General features: G+C 68.2%; 23 protein-coding genes and 1 pseudogene. 11 read left to right on the forward strand and 13 right to left on the reverse strand.

Features of this window, described 5'->3' with window-relative positions; genetic code table 11:
- Positions 1-24 precede the first annotated feature (24 nt).
- The 3 genes from ACUVYZ_RS08015 to ACUVYZ_RS08025 form a co-directional block, all read right to left on the reverse strand.
- Positions 25-480 (reverse strand): tellurite resistance TerB family protein, encoded by a 456-nt coding sequence (locus ACUVYZ_RS08015; RefSeq protein ID WP_439933925.1) that lies wholly within the window; start codon positions 478-480, stop codon positions 25-27.
- A 73-nt stretch (positions 481-553) separates the two neighbouring features.
- Positions 554-1162, reverse strand: coding sequence for a glutathione transferase GstA (gene gstA, locus ACUVYZ_RS08020; protein ID WP_439933926.1), 609 nt, complete (start codon positions 1160-1162; stop codon positions 554-556).
- Between the two features lie 122 nt (positions 1163-1284).
- Positions 1285-2334, reverse strand: a complete 1050-nt coding sequence (locus ACUVYZ_RS08025; protein WP_439933927.1) for a TGS domain-containing protein — start codon at positions 2332-2334, stop codon at positions 1285-1287.
- Positions 2335-2403: 69 nt separating this feature from the next.
- Here ACUVYZ_RS08025 and ACUVYZ_RS08030 point away from each other — a divergent pair, with 69 nt between their 5' ends.
- On the forward strand, positions 2404-2760 hold the full coding sequence (locus ACUVYZ_RS08030; protein WP_439933928.1) for a nucleotide pyrophosphohydrolase: 357 nt from the start codon (positions 2404-2406) through the stop codon (positions 2758-2760).
- A 46-nt stretch (positions 2761-2806) separates the two neighbouring features.
- On the forward strand, positions 2807-3805 hold the full coding sequence (locus ACUVYZ_RS08035) for a 23S rRNA (adenine(2030)-N(6))-methyltransferase RlmJ (protein WP_439933929.1): 999 nt from the start codon (positions 2807-2809) through the stop codon (positions 3803-3805).
- Positions 3806-3830: 25 nt separating this feature from the next.
- Here ACUVYZ_RS08035 and ACUVYZ_RS08040 read toward each other — a convergent pair whose 3' ends face one another.
- Positions 3831-4466, reverse strand: a complete 636-nt coding sequence (locus ACUVYZ_RS08040) for a uracil-DNA glycosylase family protein (RefSeq protein WP_439933930.1) — start codon at positions 4464-4466, stop codon at positions 3831-3833.
- Between the two features lie 290 nt (positions 4467-4756).
- Here ACUVYZ_RS08040 and ACUVYZ_RS08045 point away from each other — a divergent pair.
- The 3 genes and pseudogenes from ACUVYZ_RS08045 to ACUVYZ_RS08055 all read left to right on the forward strand — a co-directional run.
- Positions 4757-5143, forward strand: a pseudogene (locus tag ACUVYZ_RS08045) (serine/threonine protein kinase); the annotation flags it as partial.
- 127 nt (positions 5144-5270) lie between these two features.
- A complete protein-coding gene (locus ACUVYZ_RS08050; protein ID WP_439933931.1) occupies positions 5271-6044 on the forward strand; it encodes a Mut7-C RNAse domain-containing protein in 774 nt (257 codons plus the stop codon).
- Entirely contained in the window at positions 6041-6463 is a 423-nt protein-coding gene (locus ACUVYZ_RS08055) for a DsrE family protein (protein ID WP_439933962.1), read from the forward strand. Before ACUVYZ_RS08050 ends, ACUVYZ_RS08055 begins: the two co-directional genes overlap by 4 nt.
- Before the next feature lie 23 nt (positions 6464-6486).
- Here ACUVYZ_RS08055 and ACUVYZ_RS08060 read toward each other — a convergent pair whose 3' ends face one another.
- Positions 6487-6849, reverse strand: a complete 363-nt coding sequence (locus ACUVYZ_RS08060) for a hypothetical protein (protein ID WP_439933932.1) — start codon at positions 6847-6849, stop codon at positions 6487-6489.
- Between the two features lie 5 nt (positions 6850-6854).
- Positions 6855-7202 carry a hypothetical protein gene (locus tag ACUVYZ_RS08065; protein ID WP_439933933.1) on the reverse strand — a complete coding sequence of 116 codons (348 nt, stop codon included), beginning with the start codon at positions 7200-7202 and terminating at the stop codon, positions 6855-6857.
- Between the two features lie 167 nt (positions 7203-7369).
- Here ACUVYZ_RS08065 and ACUVYZ_RS08070 point away from each other — a divergent pair, with 167 nt between their 5' ends.
- Entirely contained in the window at positions 7370-8191 is an 822-nt protein-coding gene (locus ACUVYZ_RS08070; RefSeq protein ID WP_439933934.1) for an NYN domain-containing protein, read from the forward strand.
- A 133-nt stretch (positions 8192-8324) separates the two neighbouring features.
- Positions 8325-10283 (forward strand): PhoX family protein, encoded by a 1959-nt coding sequence (locus ACUVYZ_RS08075; RefSeq protein WP_439933935.1) that lies wholly within the window; start codon positions 8325-8327, stop codon positions 10281-10283.
- A gap of 52 nt (positions 10284-10335) precedes the next feature.
- Here the strand turns inward: ACUVYZ_RS08075 and ACUVYZ_RS08080 are convergent, their stop codons facing one another.
- The 3 genes from ACUVYZ_RS08080 to ACUVYZ_RS08090 form a co-directional block, all read right to left on the reverse strand.
- Complete coding sequence (locus ACUVYZ_RS08080) at positions 10336-10470, reverse strand: hypothetical protein (protein WP_439933936.1); 135 nt, start codon at positions 10468-10470, stop codon at positions 10336-10338.
- 116 nt (positions 10471-10586) lie between these two features.
- Positions 10587-10949, reverse strand: a complete 363-nt coding sequence (locus ACUVYZ_RS08085) for an SPW repeat protein (RefSeq protein ID WP_439933937.1) — start codon at positions 10947-10949, stop codon at positions 10587-10589.
- A gap of 344 nt (positions 10950-11293) precedes the next feature.
- Positions 11294-11509, reverse strand: a complete 216-nt coding sequence (locus ACUVYZ_RS08090) for a hypothetical protein (RefSeq protein WP_439933966.1) — start codon at positions 11507-11509, stop codon at positions 11294-11296.
- On the opposite strand from ACUVYZ_RS08090, the gene ACUVYZ_RS08095 reads away from it, so the two are divergent.
- Positions 11417-11659, forward strand: a complete 243-nt coding sequence (locus tag ACUVYZ_RS08095; RefSeq protein WP_439933963.1) for an ATP-binding protein — start codon at positions 11417-11419, stop codon at positions 11657-11659. The two genes, ACUVYZ_RS08090 and ACUVYZ_RS08095, sit on opposite strands and share 93 nt — an antisense overlap.
- Here the strand turns inward: ACUVYZ_RS08095 and msrA (ACUVYZ_RS08100) are convergent.
- Positions 11596-12204, reverse strand: coding sequence for a peptide-methionine (S)-S-oxide reductase MsrA (msrA, locus tag ACUVYZ_RS08100; RefSeq protein WP_439933938.1), 609 nt, complete (start codon positions 12202-12204; stop codon positions 11596-11598). The genes ACUVYZ_RS08095 and msrA (ACUVYZ_RS08100) overlap by 64 nt on opposite strands.
- A 208-nt stretch (positions 12205-12412) precedes the next feature.
- Between msrA (ACUVYZ_RS08100) and ACUVYZ_RS08105 the strand changes: the two genes are divergently transcribed.
- The 3 genes from ACUVYZ_RS08105 to msrA (ACUVYZ_RS08115) all read left to right on the forward strand — a co-directional run bounded on the left by ACUVYZ_RS08105 (position 12413) and on the right by msrA (ACUVYZ_RS08115) (position 14194).
- The gene (locus tag ACUVYZ_RS08105; protein WP_439933939.1) at positions 12413-12652 is read left to right on the forward strand and encodes a DUF2061 domain-containing protein; all 240 of its coding nucleotides are present in this window, start codon (positions 12413-12415) and stop codon (positions 12650-12652) included.
- Positions 12653-12774: 122 nt separating this feature from the next.
- Entirely contained in the window at positions 12775-13377 is a 603-nt protein-coding gene (locus tag ACUVYZ_RS08110; protein WP_439933940.1) for a DUF502 domain-containing protein, read from the forward strand.
- A gap of 163 nt (positions 13378-13540) precedes the next feature.
- Positions 13541-14194, forward strand: a complete 654-nt coding sequence (gene msrA / locus ACUVYZ_RS08115; RefSeq protein ID WP_439933964.1) for a peptide-methionine (S)-S-oxide reductase MsrA — start codon at positions 13541-13543, stop codon at positions 14192-14194.
- Positions 14195-14302: 108 nt separating this feature from the next.
- Here msrA (ACUVYZ_RS08115) and ACUVYZ_RS08120 read toward each other — a convergent pair whose 3' ends face one another.
- Genes ACUVYZ_RS08120 through ACUVYZ_RS08130 form a run of 3 tightly spaced genes read right to left on the reverse strand, consistent with a single transcriptional unit; the run spans position 14303 to position 17408 of the window.
- A complete protein-coding gene (locus tag ACUVYZ_RS08120) occupies positions 14303-14503 on the reverse strand; it encodes a DUF1289 domain-containing protein (RefSeq protein WP_439933941.1) in 201 nt (66 codons plus the stop codon).
- Positions 14500-15408 carry a hydroxymethylglutaryl-CoA lyase gene (locus ACUVYZ_RS08125; protein WP_439933942.1) on the reverse strand — a complete coding sequence of 303 codons (909 nt, stop codon included), beginning with the start codon at positions 15406-15408 and terminating at the stop codon, positions 14500-14502. Before ACUVYZ_RS08125 ends, ACUVYZ_RS08120 begins: the two co-directional genes overlap by 4 nt.
- 2 nt (positions 15409-15410) lie before the next feature.
- Positions 15411-17408 carry an acetyl/propionyl/methylcrotonyl-CoA carboxylase subunit alpha gene (locus ACUVYZ_RS08130; protein ID WP_439933943.1) on the reverse strand — a complete coding sequence of 666 codons (1998 nt, stop codon included), beginning with the start codon at positions 17406-17408 and terminating at the stop codon, positions 15411-15413.

Below are 17408 nucleotides of genomic sequence, written 5' to 3' on the forward strand. Positions count from 1 at the left end.
TCATGGCGGTTTCTCCGCGGGGATTCATTCGGCTCGGGCGCGGTTGCGCGCCAGGATGCAATCGGTGTTGGACACGTACAGCAAGTGGGCGATCTTGCGCACGAAGTGATCCTCGTGGGCGTCCAGTTGGCCGTCGGCGTGGGCGATGCGCCACAGCGCCTCGATGAACGCTACTCGCTCTGGAGCTCCCCAGCGGCGCTTGAGCAGGGACACTGGTGCGTAGTAGGAAGCGAAGCGCCGCGACCGGTCCCCCGCCTCCGCCAGCAGGCCGTCGATGGTCTGCGGGTCCGAAGCGAAGAGGGTGGTCAGGGCCTTCGCCGCCACGGCCCGCTCCTCCGGACGCTCCTGCAGGTCCACCCGCATCAACTCGGCGACGAGCCCTGCCGCGGCCGCCAACAGTTCCCGCTGGGCCACTGCCGCGCCCGGAAGGGCGGGAGCGTCCTGGCCGGCTTCCATCCAGCGCTTGAGGGCCTTCAGCATGGAATCCTCCCTTCCGCCCAGCGTTCCCACGGGCGGCCCGGCCTTCGGGACGCCCACGCTTCGCCCACACCCTTCACGGGATCAGACCCTCCGCCCGCATCGTGTCCCTCACCGCCGGCCGCTCCGCCACCCGGGCCATGTATCCCCGGAGCGTCGGCCACTTGTCCATGTCCACGTGAAGGAAATGGGTCCAATTGAGGACGGTGAAGAGATAGGCGTCCGCCACCGAATAGCGGTCCCCCATCAGGTACGTTTTGGTGCCCATCTGCCCCTCCAAGAAGTCGCAGCGTCGGCCGAACAAGGCGAGCTGGTTTTCCCGCCATTCCGGGGTGATCTTGGGGTTGTAGAGGGCGCCCAGTTGCTTATGCATTTCCGTGGCGATGAAGTTGAGCCATTCCATGAGGCGGTAGCGCTCCAGGGTGCCCGGCGCGGGCGCGAGGCCCGCCGCCGGCTTCTGGTCCGCCAGGTACTGGAGGATCACCGCCGACTCGGTGAGGATCTCGCCGTCGTCCAGCCGCAGGGCGGGCACGTAGCCCTTCGGGTTGATCCGGCGATAGTCCTCCCCCGAAGCGGTTTTCCCGGTGGCTAGCTCCACCTTTTCCAGGTCGAAGGAAAAGCCCGCCTCCCGCAGGACCATGTGGGACGCCATGGAGCAGGCGCCCGGGGCGTAATACAGTTTCATGGCGGTCTCCGGTGTGTCCGAAGTGACGCAAGATTACATCGAAAAACCCGAAGCGAAGCTCCTCGCTTCCCGCCGGCTCCGCAGAGCGAGGGTTTGACCGCAGGCGCCGGGGAGAGTTTGGCTCAGGCGTGCAGCTCTACCACGTCCCCGTCCTCCAGCCGGTGCTCCCGCCCCACCTGCTGGCCTTGGATGCCGGACTTTCCCCACACCCGGGCGTAGCGAAGCTGGCGCGCCAGGTCCTTGTGCACCAGTCGCGCCACGTCCTCCACCGTCTGGCCCCGGCGCAGGGTGAAGGGGTGGCTGCGCTCCGCCGGCTTGCCAGGGGCCTTGGTGTAGACGCGCACGATGTCCAGATGCTCGAACAGCCAGGGGCCGATGTCCCCCAGGCCCCGGCCGCTCTGGGCCGAGACGATCAGGCTGGGGTAGCGAAGCCTGGCGAGCTCCAGGAACGTCCGCAGCTCCTCCTCCGGATCGGCCAGGCGGTCCGCCTTGTTGGCCAGGAGCAATGCCGGAAGCCGCAGGGCGAAGGGGTCCTCTTCGTCGGCCGCGGACTCGTCCAGGCTCCACCGTTCCGTGAGGGTCACCCGCTTATCCCGCAGCAAGGCGTGGAGCGCCTCCACCTGCTCCACGCAGGCGGGGTCGCCCAGGTCCACCACCAGCAGGCAGGCGTCCGCGGTCTGGAGGGCGGCGGCGAGCCAGGGAACCGGGTGCTCGGGGGACACCGCCGGCAGGTCCACGAGCTGGAAATGGACGTCCTCGTGGGGCAGCATGCCCGGCTGGGGGTACTGGGTGGTGAACGGGTACGGCGCCACCTCCGCCCCCGATCCGGTCAGGCGGGCGTGCAGGGACGACTTGCCGGCGTTCGGGGGACCGAGCAGGGCGATCTGGGCCGCCCCTTCGGGGCGCACCACCAGGGCCGGGCCGGTGCGGGCGCCCCCCTTGCGCGGCCCCTCCAGCTCCTCGGAGAGCTCCTTGATGCGGCGCTTGATGTCCGCCTGCAGGTGGTCCGTGCCCTTATGCTTGGGGATGACCCGGAGCATCTCTCGCAGCCACTCCAGCCGCTCGCGGGGGTCCCGCGCCTTGCGGAAGGCGGCCTCGGCGGCCTTGTACTCGGGAGTGAGGTTGGCGGGCATCGGGATACCCGGGGGCCATCGCCCGTAGGCGGCTTTCATTTTAAACGCGGCCGCGTGGCCTGGGCTCGGAGGTTTTATACTGCCGGTGGAAAATCGAGGAGCCCCCGGATGAAATCCATCGACAGCCTGGAAGCCCTGCGCCAAGCGCTCGCCGAGTTCGCCGCCGAGCGGGACTGGGATCAGTTCCATAATCCCAAGAACCTGGCCATGGCCCTGGCGGGGGAGACGGGCGAGCTGCTGGAGCACTTCCAATGGCTCACCTTCGAGGAAAGCGCGAACCTGCCGCCCGAGGTGCGGGCCGAGGTGGAGCTGGAGATGGCCGACGTGCTGCTGTTCCTCACGCGGCTCGCCGACAAGCTGGGCGTCGACCTGCTGCGGGCGGCGGAAAAGAAGCTCGCCCTCAACGCCGAGAAGTACCCGGCGGACAAGGCCCGGGGCAAGGCCACCAAGTACAACCGGCTCTAGTCCGTATCTTTCGCGGATATTGTGACCGGGACCCAGGCTGCGGGGCATGCTCGCCTATCGTCACCTTTTCCACGCCGGTAACTTCGCCGACTGCTTCAAGCACGCCCTGCTCGCCCAATTGATCCTGGCGCTGGCGGGCAAAGAGAAGCCCTTCTTCTATCTCGACACCCACGCCGGCATCGGGCGCTACGACCTGCAGCACGAGTGGGCCCGCAAGCTCGCCGAGTGGAAGGAAGGGATCGGCCGGCTGTGGGACGCGCACCCGGTGCCCGAGGCCATCGCCCCGTACCTGGCGTGCGTGCGCGCCGAAAACCCCGACGGGAAGCTGCGCTTCTACCCGGGTTCGCCCTGGATCGCCAGTCGGCTCATGCGACCCCAGGACCGGCTGGTGGCCACGGAGCTCAACAAGGCCGATTGGGCCGAGCTGCGGGCCCTTTTTGGCGATGCGCCGAACACCACGGTGGAGTGCATGGACGGCTACCAGGCCCTGCGGGCTTACCTGCCGCCCCGGGAGCGCCGGGGTCTGGTGCTGGTGGACTCCTCCTTCGACCGGGCCGGGGAGTACGGGCGCATCGGGAAGGCCCTGCGCTTCGCCCATGGGCGCTGGGGGACCGGCATCTTGGCCTTCTGGTACCCCTTCATGGCGCCGGGGGAGGTGCGGGCCTTCGAGCGCAGCGTGGCGGAAAGCGGCGTCACCAAGATCCTGAAGCTTACCCTGGCGGTGCACCCGGCGGGCTGGAGCGCAAGCCTCCGGGGGTGCGGGATGCTGATCGTGAACCCCCCTTGGAACTTCGAAGCCTTCGCCTCGGCCCTGCTGCCCTGGCTCTGGGAGCGGCTCGCGGTGAACGGCGCCGGCGGCTGGGAGGTCGAATGGCTGGTGCCGGAATCGACCCCAAAGGACATGAAAAAGCTTCCTGCCGGTAGGCGCCCGCCCGGGGATGCCCCCAAGGGGCCGCGGCCGCCTTCCACCAACCCCCAACTCTATGCCCAGACCCGCAAGGTGCTCTCCCAGCACTACCGGGCCAAGTACGGTGTGAAGAAGTAAAAAAAGTGCCGTTTTCCCGCAGCGTTCAATCGGCGGCCCTCCGCGCCTCTCGCCCGCACATCTTCCCCCAGGCAGGGTGGGCGGCGATCCGGGCAAGGGCTTGATGGAGCAGCGCGCGGCCCGGCTCGGTGCGGTGCCAGGGGGAGGCGCCTGACGGGTGGGGGAGGGGCACCACGTCGGTCTCGAAGCCGAAGAGCCGCACCTTGAAGAGCCGTCCCACCACCGCGTCCAGCTTGCCCACCGGCAGGAACAGGCCGATGGCGAGCTTGCCCGCGGGAATCACCAGCCGAGGGCGCAGGAGCTGGAATTCCGCGGCGAGCCAGCTCGTGCAGTTTTCCACCTCCTGCCGGTCGGGGACCCGGTCGCCGCCGCCGGGATTTTTGCCGGGAAAGCAGCGGCACACGGCGGCCATGTAGACCCGGCGGCGAAAACCCTCTTCGTCGAGGCCGATGCCGCGGAACCAGCCGAACAGGGTCTTGCCCGCGGTCCAGGCGAAGGGGCGCCGGCGCTCGATCTCTTTGGCCCCGGGCGCCTGACCCACCAGCATCACCGGCGAGACTACCGGGTAGCCCATCACCGGCGGGCCGATCATCTTGGGACACCGGGTGCAGCGGGCGAGCTGCCGTTGATGCCGCCGCAGGGCGTCGAGGGTCGAATCCATAATCCCATTATGCCGGGGGCGCAAGCGCTGAACGCAAGATGCGGCGTGGACTACGATCCCGGGCATGCCGGAAGCCCCTCATCCCTACGCCCGCTTGACGCCGGAGCTCACCCTCGATGCGGTGGAGCGCTTGGGGCGCTTCATCGGCCGCCTCCACGCCGTAGGGGCCGCGCGCCCTTTCCGCCACCGGCCCGCGCTGGGCGTGGAGAGCTTCGGCGTCGAGCCGTCCTGGTTCTTGCAGGAGAGGGGCTTCGTGCCCCCCCGAGCCGAGGGAGACGTGCCGCCGACTGGTGGAGCACCTCCTGGACCGGGTCCGGCGGGCATTCGAACGGGCCGCTCCTCTGCGCCGGCTGCGGCTCCACGGGGACTGCTACGCGGGCAACGTGCTCTGGACCGACGACGGTCCCCAGTTTATCGACCTGGACGACGCGCGCATGGGGCCGGCGGTGCAGGACCTGTGGATGCTGCTTCACGGGAGCCGCGAGGACATGACTCGCCAGCTTGGCTGGCTGGTGCGGGGCTACCGGGAGTTCTTCGACTTCGAGGCGCGGGAGCTTGGCCTCGTCGAGTCGCTGCGAACCCTGCAAATGATCCACTACGCGGGGTGGCTGGCCCGGCGCTGGGATGATCCGGCGTTTCCGGCGGCCTTCCCCTGGTTCAACACCCCACGCTATTGGCAGGAGCACTTGCAGCACTTGCGGGAACAGGCGGCACGCCTGGAGGAGCCGCCCCTCCCCCTGGCCCTCTGGCTGACTGGTCCCGCGTTAGAATGGGCGCTGATAGGGGGACGAAGGAGCTCGCCCCATGGTCACCGCTTGGTTTCGCTTTTACGAAGAGCTGAACGACTTTCTCGCCCCCGAGCGCAGGAAGACCGAGTTCGAGTACCGCTGCGCCCGGGCGGCGACGGTGAAGAACGCCATCGAGGCGCTGGGGGTGCCCCACACGGAGGTGGAGCTGATCCTGGTGAACGGGGAGTCGGTGGATTTCTCCTACCGGGTGCGGGAGGGGGACCGGGTGAGCGTCTATCCCAAGTTCGAGGCGCTGGACGTGGGGCCCCTGGTGCGGGTGCGGCCGCGGCCCCTGCGGGAGACCCGCTTCATCGCCGACGCCCACCTGGGGGGACTCGCGCGGCTTTTGCGCATGCTCGGGTTCGACACCCTGTACGACAACACCTGCGACGACTTCGACATCTGCATGCAGGCGAAGCGGGAAGGTCGCATCATCCTCACCCGGGACCGGGAGCTGCTCAAGTGCCGCAGCATCACCCACGGCTGCTACGTGCACGCGCGCAAGCCCCAGGAACAGCTCAAGGAGGTGGTGGAGCGGCTGCAGCTCGCCTCCAGCGTGCGGCCCTTCTCCCGCTGCCTGCACTGCAACCTGCCCCTCGCCCCCATCCCCAAGGAGCAGGTGCTCGAGCGCCTGCCGCCCACGGTGGCCCAGGTCCACGAGCGCTTCAGCACCTGCGAGGGCTGCCACCGGGTGTTCTGGGAAGGCAGCCACTGGGAGCGCATGCGGGCGCTGCTCAGCGATTGCCTGCCGCTCGCAGGCGCGGGCGGCGTGGAAAGGGCTGGCGCATGAAGGGGGAGGATTGGGCCGGGCTCGCCAGCGCGCGGGCGGTGTGGGACTTCACCACCGGCGACCCCAGGCGCTTCCAGGACCGGCTTTCCCTGCTGCTTCACGCCCTGGCACAATTCCGCGGCCAGGGCATCGAGCCGGATTTCGTGCTGCTCCTGCACGGCCCCGCCACCAAGTTCGCCGCCCGGACCCTGGCGGGCACCAAGTTCGACCCGGCGGAGGAGGCCGCCCTCGCCGAAGGTCGTGCCCTGATGCACGGCGCCCTCCAGGCCGGCGTGCGCATCGAGGTGTGCAGGATCGCCATGGAGCGTTGCCGCATCGGAGAAGACAACCTGCTGCCGGGCCTGGAGGTGGAGGAGAACGTATTCGTCAACGCCATCGCTCTGCAGAATCGGGGCTATGCCTATATCCCGATCGGGTAGCGGGACCCGGGACGGGCGCGGGATCAATGCCTTGTGGTAGCCGCTTCCTGCGCCTGCCATGCCTCGCGAAGCCGGCGCTCGGCCTCCTCCAGGCGGCCGCTCGCCTGGCGCTCCGCCGCCCGGGCCCGCTCGAGCCGAGACTCGGCTTCCTGCGCTTCGCGGCGGGCGCGGTCCAGCGCCCGCTCCGCCTCCGCCACCCGCTGCCGGGCGGCTTGGAGCGCTTCGGTCGCCTGGGCCGTGGCGGCGCGCGCGGCCTCGAGCTCCCGGCGCGCGAACTCGAGCCGGTACTGCAGCGTGGTGATGGGTTCCGGGTCCGCGGCCGGCGCCATCACGGCGGACCCCATCCCGACGACGAGGGCGATCGCGGCGCGCAGCTTGGGGCTCATGGGGCTCAGGGCTGCTTGACCCGGATGGCCAGGGCGTAGCACAGCAGCCCCTCCCCCCGGCCGATGGCCGCCAGATCGGTGCAAGCGAGGTGGGCCACCCCATCCGCCCCCGCTTCGGCGGCCGCCGCCCGCGCCGCGGTGGCCGCCGCCTCCCGGGTCTCGAACAGGGGGTAGCGGAACATGGCGGGGATCGATTCCACCCACAGCCGTTTCACCACCGTGTACCGACTGGCCACGAGGTGGGCGGGCTCGTAGACCCGGACGCCCTCGCTGGGCGCCTGGGGCCGGGCCGCTTCCCATGGGACGAGCAGGGCGGCGGTGAGGACGAGGGGTAGCGGGCGGCGGGGGGACATAAGCCTAGCTCCTCCATGGCGTGAAAAGACCGGCGGTCCGGCGGCTCGCCGGCGACGCCGTGATGATGCTTATTGTACGGCGCCGTCCGGGTAGCCACCCATCCCGATTCGCCGTAGACTTCGGCGGTGCCGCCCGTTGCGGCGGCCGTTAGCGACGAAAGGAGTTCATGAGCACCAAACAGACCACCCAGAACATGGCGCTATTCTGCGACTTCGAGAACATCGCCCTCGGGGTGCGCGACGCCAAGTACGACAAGTTCGACATCAAGAAGGTGCTCGAGCGCCTCCTGCTCAAGGGCAACATCGTGGTGAAGAAGGCCTACTGCGACTGGGACCGCTACAAGGCGTTCAAGCCGGCCATGCACGAGGCGGCGTTCGAGCTGATCGAGATCCCCCACGTGCGCCAGTCGGGCAAGAACTCGGCGGACATCCGCATGGTGGTGGACGCCCTGGACCTGTGCTACACCAAGTCCCACGTGGACACCTTTGTCATCATCAGCGGCGACTCGGATTTCTCGCCTCTGGTGTCGAAGCTGCGGGAGAACAACAAGATCGTGATCGGCGTAGGGGTGAAAAAATCCTCCTCTGATCTCCTTATCAGCAACTGCGACGAGTTCATCTACTACGATGACCTGGTACGGGAAGCAGAGCGCTCTCAGCGCAAGCGGCGCAGGACAAAAGCCGCTACGGCGAAACCCGAGGAGAAGAAGGCGGAGTCGAGCGAGGAGGAGAAGAAGCAGGAGGCGCTGGATCTCGTGCTCGCGACGGTGGAGGACCTGTTCGAGGAGCGGGGCGAGGAGGAAAAGGTATGGGGGTCGATGGTCAAGCAGGCCATCAAGCGCCGCAAGCCCGGCTTTAACGAGAGCTACCACGGGTTCAAGACCTTCGGGCAGCTTCTGGAAGAGGCCCAGGCCCGGGGGTTGCTGACTCTGGAGCGGGACGAAAAGTCAGGCGGCTACATCATCCGGGGCTTCGCCCACGAGGATTGAGGTCATCCGGCGCCGGCGGCGCGGGTTGCTTCCGGGCGCCGTCCTGCTATAAATAAAATCGATAAAACCAGCCCAGCGCCCGCTGCGCCGGAAGGGACCTCTGAACCATTCAGGGGCCTCTAAGGAGGTGCTCATGTCAGTCCCTTTTCCCTCCCCGCTCCCGGAAGAAAGCCTCGACTTCGATGAACTCCTCGCCTTGCGGCTGTCCCGGCGCACCCTGCTCAAGGGATCCTTGAGCGTGGCTGCCCTGTCGCTTTTCGGCGGCTGCCGCGCCCTGGAAATGACGCAGAAAAGGGGGCCGCTCCTCGGGTTTACGCCGGTGCCCGTCTCCAGGGCGGATACGGTGGTGGTGCCGGCCGGGTACACCTGGCAAGTGGTGAATGCTTGGGGCGATCCCATCATGCCCGGCGCCCCGGACTTCAAGCCCGATGCCAGCAACACCGCGGCCGAGCAGGCCATGCAGTCGGGCATGTTCCACGACGGCATGCACTATTTCCCTCTGCCCAAGGGCTCCGACTCCTCCACCCATGGGCTGATCGCCATCAATTACGAGTACACCGACGACAACCTGCTGACGCCCGAGGGCATGGACCCCTGGACCGCTGAGAAAGTGCAGAAATCCAAGAACGCCCATGGACTGGGGGTGTACGAGGTGCGCTTCGAAGGGGGCCGCTGGCGCACGGTACGGGATTCACGCTACGGTCGCCGTATCACCGCGGACACACCCTTTACCATCCGTGGCCCGGCGGCCGGTCATCCCTGGATGCGGACAGTAGCAGACCCGGCTGGGCGTACAGTTCTGGGCACATTCCAGAACTGCGCCAACGGCGTCACCCCTTGGGGCACGTATCTCTCGTGCGAAGAGAACGTCAACGCCTATTTCATCAACGACACCGGCAAGATCAGCCCGCTGGAGGACCGCTACGGCATCGGGCCGTCCAAGGATAGCTGGGGCTTCCGCTGGCACGAATTCGACGAGCGCTTCGACGCTGGCAAGCACCCGAACGAGCCCAACCGCTTCGGCTGGGTCGTGGAGTTCGACCCCTTCGATCCGAAGAGCGTCCCGGTGAAGCGCACCGCCATGGGCCGCTTGGCCCATGAGGGAGCGATGCTGTCCCTCGCCCCAGACGGGCGGGTAGTCTACTACATGGGAGACGACGACTACCGCTCCAAGTTCGAACATATCTACAAGTTCGTGAGCAAGCGGCCCTGGGTGAAGGGGGGCGGCGCCGCAGAAAATCAGGACATCCTGGACGAGGGGACCCTCTACGCCGCCCGCTTCCACGCCGACGGTACCGGGGAGTGGCTGGAGCTTATTCAGGGCAAGAATGGGCTCACCCCGGAACGGGGATTCGCCTCCCAGGCGGAAGTGCTCATCAATGCCCGCACTGCCGCAGACGTGGTGGGGGCCACCTACATGGACCGGCCCGAATGGATCGCAGTCCACCCCCGCACCAAAGAGGTCTACGTGAGCCTGTCCAACAACACCGCCCGCGGCAAGGGCAAGCCTTTGCAACAGAAAGATCCGGTGGGCGCGGACGCCGCCAACCCACGTGCTCCCAACCTCATGGGCCATATCGTGCGCTGGCGGGAAGCGAACGGAGATCCCAGCGCCACCCGTTTCACCTGGGACGTGTTTCTGCTGGCGGGTGATCCCGCCCACCCAGATTCCTTGAAGCGGGGCAACGCTCCCGGAGGCGTTGCCTTCGCCCAGCCCGACGGCCTCTACATCGACCGGCGCGGCGTGCTGTGGATCCAGACCGATTCCTCCGCCCAATTGATGGCCACCAAGGATTGGGCGAACATCGGCAACAACCAGATGCTGGCCGCCGACCCGGGGACCGGGGAGGTGCGCCGTTTCCTGACTGGCCCGGTGGGCTGCGAGATCACCGGGATCCAATTCACCCCGGACCACCGCACCCTGTTCGTCAACATCCAGCATCCGGGAGAAGCGCCCCTGCCGCACCCGGGGCGCAACGACCCGAAGAACCCCAAGGCCATCAGCGCCTGGCCGGAGGGTGAAAAGGGTGGCCGCCCGCGCTCGGCCACCATCGCTATCCGCCGCGCGGACGGCGGCATCATCGGCACATAAGGGAGCGCGGTTCCTTTCTTTCACCTGGCGGGCCGACCCGCCAGGCCCCCCTTCAGGTCGGGTGGTGGCCGCCGCTCGCCTCGATGAGGCCGTATTCCTCGGTGACGTCCAGGGGCGAGACGATGGCCAGCAGCACGCCCACGATGACCGCGTCGGCAGTGGCGGCGGTGGACTCGCTGAAGCCCATGATTACGCGAAAAGGGCCGTCATCACGACGGCCCTTGGGAGCATCAGGGCGGTACCGCAGCTCCTCTCCGCCCCTCGAGACCTGCGAAGGTCTCGTCTTTCGAAGCGAACGCCATCTCAAGCCTGGTGACCCTTGCGCCAGGCCAGGTGGCCGGCATGCGCCATCGCCCAGAACGTGAAGCCGATCACCAGGATACCAACCGCGACCGCGTTATAGGTCGCCGCCGCGAAGGTGCTGAAACCCACCACCCACGGCGAGATGATCAGCCATACGCCAAAGGCGACGTTCAGCCACTCCTCCCACACCTTGGGCGTATAGAGGCAGACGACGGAAAAGATCGCCACCGCAGCGCCAAGGAGATAGGAGTTCCACGCGACGGCGCTCATCTTATCCTCGAACCCCAATACCCAAGGGGAGATGAACAGCCACACCCCCAGCGCCAGGGTTACCCAGTCCTGCCAACGCTTGGTGGTGCCCATTCAGTCACCTCCTTTCGCTAGCTTGCCGGGTTTATCTCCATCTCCTTTCTTTTAGACCGCCGCCGGAAACCCCGTGTTCCGTCACACTCCTTCAGGAACAACGAGTTGCTATGCAACAAGGGGGCCTCACCCGAGGGCTTTTTCTACCCCCCGGAGGGGCCGCCCGCCGGTATATCGCCGGACATGGCGGAAGCGAGGCATCCCCCTGGGGCCCTCCCGTGCCAGAAGACGCCGGCGAAGGTGGCCTTGGCCAGGGGCGGAGCGGGCTGGGCCGATGCACCGGCGCTCGGGGTCGGAGAGCGGCCCGCGGCGTTGCCCTGACGAGTCGCGGGGGCGGCCCCTCGTTACTCCCCGCGCGGCCCGTGCCGGCCGCGGTCCTTGCGCAGCTCCTTCATCTTCTCCAGCACCGCCGGCCGCTGCGCCAGTGACTCGGCAGGCATGCGGCGCCGGTGCTGGCCGTGGACGCGGTGTTCGAGCCGTTCTTCGACGCCGACGGCACGGCTAATCGCGGCGGCTACGGCCTCGGGCTGGCGATCGCCAAACGCGCCGTCGAGGCCCACGGCGGCTGGATCCGCGCCGCTAACAGCCCGGAAGGGGGCTGTGCGTCGAGATCACGCTGCCACGGGGCTAGTCATGCCGGCTCATTTCACTTGCGGGCTTTGCCCCACAGCGCTTCCAGCCGCTGGTCCCGCCCGCAGCCGTTGCGATAGAACGCGTAGCGGATCGGGTTCTTCTTGTAGAAGTCCTGGTGGTATTCCTCGGCCGGGTAGAACTTCCCCGCGGGTACGATCTCGGTCACGATCGGCTCCTTGAAAGGCTTGGTCTGTTCCAGCTTCCGCTTCGAGGCCTCCGCCAGCCGTTTCTGCTCCTCGTCGTGGTAGAAGATGGCGGTGCGGTACTGGTCGCCCACGTCGCAGAACTGCCGGTTGGGGGTGGTGGGGTCGATGCTGCGCCAGAACACTTCCACCAACGCCTCGTAGCCCACTTTCCTGGGGTCGTAGACCACCTCCACCGCCTCGGCGTGACCGGTCCCGCCCGCCGAGACCTCCTTGTAGGTGGGATGGGTTGTGTGCCCGCCGGTGTAGCCGGAGGTGGTGGAGACCACGCCCTGCACCTTGTCGAAGTCGGCTTCCACGCACCAGAAGCAGCCGCCGGCGAAGGTGGCCTTGGCCAGGGGCGGAGCGGGCTGGGCCGATGCGCTGGCGCCCAGGATCGCGGCCAGCAGGCCCATGGCAACGCAGGTGACGGATTTCATCGGCAACCCCCTCCCTTAGGAATCCTGCTCAACCCTTAGACCGTCTGACGGCGTCGGCGCTTACACGGGGCGATCCGGCTTCTGCTTTTGATCGATTTTATCGATCATTAAACCAAATACAATTCGTTTCTCTCTATATGGGAGAATGATTATTATTGGCTTCGAACGCGGACAACACGGCCGCATGAGGAACAAAACGAGGCCTGCCATGATCAAGACCATCACCTTCGGGATCGTGCACTTCAGCGTCGCCTTCGGCGTGGGCTACGCCCTGACCGGCAGCGTAGCCTTGGGCGGCGCCATCGCCCTCCTCGAGCCCGCCCTCAACACGGTGGCCTATTTCTTCCACGAAAAGCTCTGGGAGCGGCTCCGCGCCCGGCGGTCCGCCGGCAAGCGGAGCCGCCCGGCCGCCGGCGCGGGCTGGCTAGTTCAGGCGGGGGGTGCCTGAGGGGGGGTCCCAAGGCGGCGCGGAGGGCGCCGCCTTTGTGTTCGGCACCAGCGCCTTCTGTTACAGTCTGTCTTCGACCCGCGAGCTTGCGGGCGAGGAACAGGAGGCGCTGCGGGGGCTCCATGCGAAAGGCGATCGGCAGGACGTTTCTCACCGGCGTGCTGACCGTGGTGCCGGTGGTGGCGACTCTCTACCTGGTGGTGTGGCTGGCGGCCACCGCGGAAACTTTTCTCGGAGGATTGCTGAAGGCGGTCCTCTCCGAGCATCTCTATTTTTACGGCATGGGCATGCTGGCGGGCGTCGGCGTGATCTTCGCCGTGGGGTTGCTGATGCAGACCTGGGCGGTGCGGCGCCTGTTCGAGCTGGGAGAGCGCCTGCTCCTGCACATGCCCCTGGTGAAAACGGTCTACGGCGCGGTGCGCGACTTCTTCGGCCTGTTCTCCAGCGAAAGCCGCAGCGCCGCGGGACGGGTGGTGGCCGTGGAAGTGCCGGGCACCGACCTGCGCCTGGTGGGTTTTCTCATGCGCGACGACTTGACCGGGCTACCGGCCGAGCTGCACGAGAGCGGGCGGGTGGCGGTCTACCTGCCCATGAGCTACCAGGTGGGGGGCTACACGGTCCTGGTGCCCGGCTCGGCGGTGACCCCGGTGCCGTGGTCGCGGGAAGAGGCCATGCGCTTCGTCCTGACGGCGGGCTTGAGCGGTGTGCCCGCGGACGGGCCGTAGTGCCTGCCCCTGGAAGGGGGTAAGTGCGACCCGGGAGCGAGCGAGGGCGTGCCGCACCCCGCGGGCGATGCACGCCTTCGCGGTCGCAACTCCTGAGGGGCGGTCGGCGGAGCGCAGATGATCCAGGAGGCCCAGCGTGGATTCGTTGGATGAGGAGGCCCAGATGATGTGGATGTTCGGCTCCAAGCTGGTGATGCCCGCGCCGGAGGAGGCGTTGAAAGGCCGGGGGACGCCCCTGCCGGTCACCAACAAGCATTTCGTGCACGGGCGCCCGATCAAGCCGCCTTTCCCCGAGGGGATGGAGCAGGTTCAGTTCGGCATGGGCTGCTTCTGGGGCGCCGAGCGCAAGTTCTGGCCCCTGGAAGGGGTCTATACCACAGCGGTGGGCTATGCCGGGGGCTACACCCCCAATCCCACCTACGAGGAGGTGTGCAGCGGCCTCACCGGCCACGCTGAAGTGGTGCTGGTGGTCTACGATCCCCGGGTGATCTCCTTCGAGCGGCTGCTCCAGGCTTTCTGGGAATCCCACGATCCCACCCAGGGAATGCGCCAGGGCAACGACGTGGGCACCCAGTACCGCTCGGCCATCTATACCTCTACGGAAGGCCAGCGGCGGGCGGCGGAAGCCTCCCGCGACCGCTACCAGGCGGCGCTCAAGAAGGCGGGCTACCCAGAGATCACCACCGAGATCCGGGACGCGCCGCCGTTCTACTACGCCGAGGACTACCACCAGCAGTACCTGGCGAAGAATCCTCACGGCTATTGCGGTCTGGGCGGCACCGGCGTTGAATGCCCCGTGGGCGCCGGCGCCCCGTAGGATGGGTTGAGCGCAGGCGAAACGCCCCGCGCCCGGAAGCGCCTCCCGCGGGGAGCCGGCGGGTTCCCCGAGCCTGCGGGTAATACCCGGGGGATTCAGTCGCCCCCTTTAGGAGCGGGCGTGGGCCTGGGCCGGGATCGCCGGGCCGGCCCGGCGCTCGGCGATGCGGCGCCAGACTTCGGCCTTCTGGGCCTCGGTATAGGAGGGCCAGCCGGCGATCTCCTCCAGGGTGCGGAAGCAACCGCGGCAGAATTGGGTCGCCGGGTCCATGGCGCACACCTGGACGCAAGGGGAGGGGACGCCGTTCATGGGTTGCGCCTGGCGAGGATGGCCCGCGCCGCCTTGGAGTTGCTGGGGCGGCCGAGGAAGCCGCAGATGAACTCGCCCGCGTCGATGAGCCGCTCCAGGTCGACGCCGGTCTCGATCCCGAGGCCGTTCAGCAGGTACACCACGTCCTCGGTGGCTACGTTGCCGGTGGCGCCCTTGGCGTAGGGGCAGCCCCCCAGGCCCGCTACCGCGGCGTCGATCGCCGCCACCCCCCGCTCCAGCGCCGCGTAGCAGTTGGCCAGCGCCTGGCCGTAGGTGTCGTGGCAGTGCACCGCCAGGTTTTCCACCGGGATTTCCCGGGCGACGGTTTCGATCAGGGCCTTCATCCTGCCGGGCGTGCCCACGCCGATGGTGTCCCCCAGGGACACTTCATAGCAGCCCATGCGGTAGAGGGCCGCCGCCACCCGGGCCGCAGCTTCAGGCTTCACTTCCCCCTCGTAAGGGCAGCCCAGCACGCAGGACACGTAGCCCCGCACCCGCACGCCCGCTTCTAGGGCCGCGGCCGTCACTTCCCGAAAGCGCTCGAGCCCCTCTTCGATGGTGCAGTTGGTGTTCTTGCGAGAGAAGGATTCGGTGGCGGCGGCGAACACGGCGATCTCCTCCGCCCCCGCGGCCAGGGCTGCCTCTAGGCCCTTCAGGTTGGGCACCAGCACCGGGTAGGAAACCCCGGGCCGGCGGCGGATGCCTGCCAGCACCTGGGCCGTGTCCGCCATCTGGGGCACCCACTTGGGGGAGACGAAGCTGCCCGCTTCGATCACCGTGAGCCCCGAGTCGGCGAGGCGCTCGATCAGCTCGATCTTGACCGGGGCGGGCACCGTCTTGGGCTCGTTCTGCAGGCCGTCCCGCGGGCCCACTTCCACCACTTTTACCCGGACAGGCAGGCTCATGGCTACGCCTCAGCTTCCAGCACGATCAGCTCCATCCCCTCCCTCACCTGTTCGCCGGGAGTGCACCGCACCGCCTGTACGACGCCATCGGCCGGCGCGACCAAGGTGTGTTCCATCTTCATGGCCTCCAGCGTGGCGAGGGGCTGGCCTTTCACCACCCGCTCCCCGGGCTTCACCAGAACGCTGGTGACGATGCCGGGCATGGAGGCCGTGAGGCTTCCGGCGGGATGCTCCTCGGCCAGAGCCAGGGCCACCGGATCATCGAGGCTCAGCCGGTAGCAGCGGCCCTCGGCGATCAGGATGAGATCGGTCCCGGAGCGCACCACCGCAAGCCGCGCCCGCACTCCGTCCAGGTCCGCCAGCAGCTCTTCCCCCTCCAGGGCGCCCCGGGCGCAGAAGCTGCGGGACGGAAGCTCCAGGAGATAGTAACCGCGCCGGTGGCGGGCCGTCACCTGGACGCTTGCCCGTCCGTCGCGGAAGCGGAAGACCTGGCGGCTGTCCTGGTTGAGCCGCCAGCCGTCGCGCCAGTGCCAGGGGGAATGGGGATCGGAGGAGCGTTCTGCGGCGGCCTCCGCTTCCCGGTCGATGCGCAGGAGCTCCGCCAGGGCCGCCGCCGCCACGATCCACTCCGGCGTGGAGCGCTCGCCCGGGATCAGATCGTCCCGGTGCCGCTCGATGAAGCCGGTATCCAGGTCCGGCTTCAGGTAGGTGGGATGGGCCGCCAGGGCGCTCAGGAAAACCACGTTGGTGGCCACACCGGCGATGCGCGCTTGGGCAAGGGCGTGCCTCAGCCGGCGCAGGGCCCCGGCCCGGTCCAGGTCCCAGGCGATCAGCTTGGCGATCAGGGGATCGTAGTGGACGCCGATCTCGTCCCCTTCGGCCACTCCGCTGTCCACGCGCACGTGGGGGCTCTCCTCGGGCAGGCGCAAATGGAGGATGCGCCCGGGGGAAGGCTGGAAGTCCCGGGCGGGATCTTCGGCGTAGATGCGCGCTTCCACCGCGTGGCCGTTGCAGGCGATTTGCTCCTGGGAAAGGGGCAGGGGCTCCCCCGCCGCCACCCGCAGTTGCCACTCCACCAGATCCAGGCCGGTCACCATTTCGGTGACCGGGTGCTCCACCTGGAGCCGGGTGTTCATCTCGATGAAGTAGAACTCCCCGTCCTCGGCCAGGAGAAACTCCACGGTGCCGGCCCCCACGTAGCCCACCGCCCGGGCGGCGGCCAGGGCAGCCCGGGTCATCTGGGCGCGGCGCTCCGGGGCGAGCGCCGGCGCGGGCGCCTCCTCCATCACCTTCTGGTGCCGGCGCTGCAGCGAGCAGTCCCGCTCGTAGAGGTGCACCGCGGCGCCAAACCGATCGGCGAAGACCTGCACCTCCACGTGGCGGGGCCGGTGGAGGTACTTTTCCAGGAGCAACTGGTCATGGCCGAAGGCGGAGGCCGCTTCCCGACGGGCCGCGGCAAGGGCCTCGGGGAGCTCCTGTGGACGGGCGACGACTCGCATCCCCTTGCCGCCTCCGCCGAAGGCGGCCTTGATCAGAACCGGGTAGCCCAGGCGCTCGGCCTCGGCCTGGAAGGTCTCCAGCCGCTGGTCATGGCCGTGGTAGCCGGGCAGCACGGGCACCACCGCTGCCTCCATGAGCTCCCGGGCGGTGCTCTTGGAGCCCATGGCCCGGATCACTGCGGCGGGCGGCCCCACGAACACGATGCCGGCGGCGGCGCAGGCTTCCGCGAACTCGGCGTTCTCCGAGAGGAACCCGTAGCCCGGATGGATCGCCTCTGCGCCGCAGCGCTTCGCCGCTTCCAGGATACGGTCGATGCGCAGGTAACTCTCGCGCGCCGGCGCCGGGCCGATCAAGTGGGCTTCATCCGCCATCGCCACGTGGCGCGCCCGGGCGTCCGCCTCGGAGTAGACGGCCACGGCGCGCAGCCCCAAGCGGCGGGCGGTACGGATGATGCGGCAGGCGATTTCCCCCCGGTTGGCGATGAGGAGCTTGTTGAACAT

This window comes from Pelomicrobium sp. P1, assembly GCF_052805615.1.